This is a genomic window from Pseudomonas sp. CBC3 (genome assembly GCF_037967085.1).
In the GTDB taxonomy this organism is placed as follows: Bacteria; Pseudomonadota; Gammaproteobacteria; order Pseudomonadales; family Pseudomonadaceae; genus Stutzerimonas.
This window is the reverse complement of sequence record NZ_JBANEO010000012.1, coordinates 1-4985: the sequence shown is the minus strand read 5'-3', so window position 1 is coordinate 4985 and position 4985 is coordinate 1. Positions and strand designations below refer to the sequence as shown.

The window sequence follows — 4985 nt, the reverse complement described above, 5'->3', positions numbered from 1 at the left end:
GTTTAGGGTTTTCTCAAAACCCAAGCAGTATTGAACTGAAGAGTTTGATCATGGCTCAGATTGAACGCTGGCGGCAGGCCTAACACATGCAAGTCGAGCGGATGAAGGGAGCTTGCTCCCTGATTCAGCGGCGGACGGGTGAGTAATGCCTAGGAATCTGCCTGGTAGTGGGGGACAACGTTTCGAAAGGAACGCTAATACCGCATACGTCCTACGGGAGAAAGCAGGGGACCTTCGGGCCTTGCGCTATCAGATGAGCCTAGGTCGGATTAGCTAGTTGGTGAGGTAATGGCTCACCAAGGCTGCGATCCGTAACTGGTCTGAGAGGATGATCAGTCACACTGGAACTGAGACACGGTCCAGACTCCTACGGGAGGCAGCAGTGGGGAATATTGGACAATGGGCGAAAGCCTGATCCAGCCATGCCGCGTGTGTGAAGAAGGTCTTCGGATTGTAAAGCACTTTAAGTTGGGAGGAAGGGCAGTAAGTTAATACCTTGCTGTTTTGACGTTACCGACAGAATAAGCACCGGCTAACTTCGTGCCAGCAGCCGCGGTAATACGAAGGGTGCAAGCGTTAATCGGAATTACTGGGCGTAAAGCGCGCGTAGGTGGTTTGTTAAGTTGGAAGTGAAAGCCCCGGGCTCAACCTGGGAACTGCTTTCAAAACTGGCAAGCTAGAGTATGGCAGAGGGTGGTGGAATTTCCTGTGTAGCGGTGAAATGCGTAGATATAGGAAGGAACACCAGTGGCGAAGGCGACCACCTGGGCTAATACTGACACTGAGGTGCGAAAGCGTGGGGAGCAAACAGGATTAGATACCCTGGTAGTCCACGCCGTAAACGATGTCGACTAGCCGTTGGGATCCTTGAGATCTTAGTGGCGCAGCTAACGCATTAAGTCGACCGCCTGGGGAGTACGGCCGCAAGGTTAAAACTCAAATGAATTGACGGGGGCCCGCACAAGCGGTGGAGCATGTGGTTTAATTCGAAGCAACGCGAAGAACCTTACCAGGCCTTGACATGCAGAGAACTTTCCAGAGATGGATTGGTGCCTTCGGGAACTCTGACACAGGTGCTGCATGGCTGTCGTCAGCTCGTGTCGTGAGATGTTGGGTTAAGTCCCGTAACGAGCGCAACCCTTGTCCTTAGTTACCAGCACGTAATGGTGGGCACTCTAAGGAGACTGCCGGTGACAAACCGGAGGAAGGTGGGGATGACGTCAAGTCATCATGGCCCTTACGGCCTGGGCTACACACGTGCTACAATGGTCGGTACAAAGGGTTGCCAAGCCGCGAGGTGGAGCTAATCCCATAAAACCGATCGTAGTCCGGATCGCAGTCTGCAACTCGACTGCGTGAAGTCGGAATCGCTAGTAATCGTGAATCAGAATGTCACGGTGAATACGTTCCCGGGCCTTGTACACACCGCCCGTCACACCATGGGAGTGGGTTGCTCCAGAAGTAGCTAGTCTAACCTTCGGGAGGACGGTTACCACGGAGTGATTCATGACTGGGGTGAAGTCGTAACAAGGTAGCCGTAGGGGAACCTGCGGCTGGATCACCTCCTTAATCGAAGACTTCAGCTTCTTCATAAGTTCCCACACGAATTGCTTGATTCACTAGCGAAAAGCGATTGGGTTTCGACCCGAGAGAGACGATTGGGTCTGTAGCTCAGTTGGTTAGAGCGCACCCCTGATAAGGGTGAGGTCGGCAGTTCGAATCTGCCCAGACCCACCAATTGTCATGGGATGTGGCCGATCTGTAGATGGGGCCATAGCTCAGCTGGGAGAGCGCCTGCTTTGCACGCAGGAGGTCAGCGGTTCGATCCCGCTTGGCTCCACCATTATTCTCGACATCGCTTGAAAGCACAGAAATGAATGCGTTCCAATCGGAGCGGATTGATTTCTGGTCTTTGCGCCAGTAACTGTTCTTTAAAAATTTGGGTATGTGATAGAAGTAGATTTGGGTAATTACTTTCACTGGTAGTTATTCAAGTCAAGGTAAAATTTGCGAGATGCTCGAGAGAGCAAAAATGCGGATTTTCGGCGAATGTCGTCTTCACGTTATTAGACAGTAACCAGATTGCTTGGGGTTATATGGTCAAGTGAAGAAGCGCATACGGTGGATGCCTTGGCAGTCAGAGGCGATGAAAGACGTGGTAGCCTGCGAAAAGCTTCGGGGAGTCGGCAAACAGACTTTGATCCGGAGATCTCTGAATGGGGGAACCCAGCCATCATAAGATGGTTATCACACACTGAATACATAGGTGTGTGAGGCGAACCAGGGGAACTGAAACATCTAAGTACCCTGAGGAAAAGAAATCAACCGAGATTCCCTTAGTAGTGGCGAGCGAACGGGGACTAGCCCTTAAGTTGATTTGAGATTAGCGGAACGCTCTGGAAAGTGCGGCCATAGTGGGTGATAGCCCTGTACGCGAAAATCTCTTATCAATGAAATCGAGTAGGACGGAGCACGAGAAACTTTGTCTGAATATGGGGGGACCATCCTCCAAGGCTAAATACTACTGACTGACCGATAGTGAACCAGTACCGTGAGGGAAAGGCGAAAAGAACCCCGGAGAGGGGAGTGAAATAGAACCTGAAACCGTATGCGTACAAGCAGTGGGAGCCTACTTTGTTAGGTGACTGCGTACCTTTTGTATAATGGGTCAGCGACTTATTTTCAGTGGCGAGCTTAACCGAATAGGGGAGGCGTAGCGAAAGCGAGTCTTAATAGGGCGTCTAGTCGCTGGGAATAGACCCGAAACCGGGCGATCTATCCATGGGCAGGTTGAAGGTTAGGTAACACTGACTGGAGGACCGAACCGACTACCGTTGAAAAGTTAGCGGATGACCTGTGGATCGGAGTGAAAGGCTAATCAAGCTCGGAGATAGCTGGTTCTCCTCGAAAGCTATTTAGGTAGCGCCTCGTGTATCACTGCTGGGGGTAGAGCACTGTTTCGGCTAGGGGGTCATCCCGACTTACCAAACCGATGCAAACTCCGAATACCAGCAAGTGTCAGCACGGGAGACACACGGCGGGTGCTAACGTCCGTCGTGAAAAGGGAAACAACCCAGACCGTCAGCTAAGGTCCCAAAATCCTGGTTAAGTGGGAAACGATGTGGGAAGGCTTAGACAGCTAGGAGGTTGGCTTAGAAGCAGCCATCCTTTAAAGAAAGCGTAATAGCTCACTAGTCGAGTCGGCCTGCGCGGAAGATGTAACGGGGCTCAAACCAGGTACCGAAGCTACGGGTTCATCGTAAGATGAGCGGTAGAGGAGCGTTGTGTAAGCCTGTGAAGGTGAGTTGAGAAGCTTGCTGGAGGTATCACAAGTGCGAATGCTGACATGAGTAACGACAATGCGAGTGAAAAACTCGCACGCCGAAAGACCAAGGGTTCCTGCGCAACGTTAATCGACGCAGGGTGAGTCGGTCCCTAAGGCGAGGCTGAAGAGCGTAGTCGATGGGAAACGGGTTAATATTCCCGTACTTCTGGTTACTGCGATGGGGGGACGGAGAAGGCTAGGCCAGCTTGGCGTTGGTTGTCCAAGTTTAAGGTGGTAGGCAGAGATCTTAGGTAAATCCGGGGTCTTAATGCCGAGAACTGATGACGATCCTTCTTTTAGAAGGAGAAGTGGTTGATGCCATGCTTCCAGGAAAAGCCTCTAAGCTTCAGGTAATCAGGAACCGTACCCCAAACCGACACAGGTGGTTGGGTAGAGAATACCAAGGCGCTTGAGAGAACTCGGGTGAAGGAACTAGGCAAAATGGCACCGTAACTTCGGGAGAAGGTGCGCCGGTGAGGGTGAAGGGTTTACCCCGTAAGCTCATGCCGGTCGAAGATACCAGGCCGCTGCGACTGTTTATTAAAAACACAGCACTCTGCAAACACGAAAGTGGACGTATAGGGTGTGACGCCTGCCCGGTGCCGGAAGGTTAATTGATGGGGTTAGCGCAAGCGAAGCTCTTGATCGAAGCCCCGGTAAACGGCGGCCGTAACTATAACGGTCCTAAGGTAGCGAAATTCCTTGTCGGGTAAGTTCCGACCTGCACGAATGGCGTAACGATGGCGGCGCTGTCTCCACCCGAGACTCAGTGAAATTGAAATCGCTGTGAAGATGCAGTGTATCCGCGGCTAGACGGAAAGACCCCGTGAACCTTTACTATAGCTTTGCACTGGACTTTGAATTTGCTTGTGTAGGATAGGTGGGAGGCTTTGAAGCGTGGACGCCAGTTCGCGTGGAGCCATCCTTGAAATACCACCCTGGCAACTTTGAGGTTCTAACTCTGATCCGTTATCCGGATCGAGGACAGTGTATGGTGGGTAGTTTGACTGGGGCGGTCTCCTCCTAAAGAGTAACGGAGGAGTACGAAGGTGCGCTCAGACCGGTCGGAAATCGGTCGTAGAGTATAAAGGCAAAAGCGCGCTTGACTGCGAGACAGACACGTCGAGCAGGTACGAAAGTAGGTCTTAGTGATCCGGTGGTTCTGTATGGAAGGGCCATCGCTCAACGGATAAAAGGTACTCCGGGGATAACAGGCTGATACCGCCCAAGAGTTCATATCGACGGCGGTGTTTGGCACCTCGATGTCGGCTCATCACATCCTGGGGCTGAAGCCGGTCCCAAGGGTATGGCTGTTCGCCATTTAAAGTGGTACGCGAGCTGGGTTTAGAACGTCGTGAGACAGTTCGGTCCCTATCTGCCGTGGACGTTTGAGATTTGAGAGGGGCTGCTCCTAGTACGAGAGGACCGGAGTGGACGAACCTCTGGTGTTCCGGTTGTCACGCCAGTGGCATTGCCGGGTAGCTATGTTCGGAAGAGATAACCGCTGAAAGCATCTAAGCGGGAAACTTGCCTCAAGATGAGATCTCACTGGAGCCTTGAGCTCCCTGAAGGGCCGTCGAAGACTACGACGTTGATAGGTGGGGTGTGTAAGCGTTGTGAGGCGTTGAGCTAACCCATACTAATTGCCCGTGAGGCTTGA

2 tRNA genes and 2 rRNA genes are annotated in these 4985 nt (G+C 52.2%); all 4 read left to right on the top strand.

The window, feature by feature from the left end:
- The first annotated feature begins 32 nt into the window (after positions 1 to 32).
- Positions 33 to 1569, top strand: a 16S ribosomal RNA gene (locus tag V6943_RS20105).
- A 91-nt stretch (positions 1570 to 1660) separates the two neighbouring features.
- A tRNA-Ile gene (locus tag V6943_RS20100) sits at positions 1661 to 1737 on the top strand.
- Between the two features lie 30 nt (positions 1738 to 1767).
- Positions 1768 to 1843, top strand: a tRNA-Ala gene (locus V6943_RS20095).
- Positions 1844 to 2098: 255 nt separating this feature from the next.
- Positions 2099 to 4985, top strand: a 23S ribosomal RNA gene (locus V6943_RS20090); the annotation flags it as partial.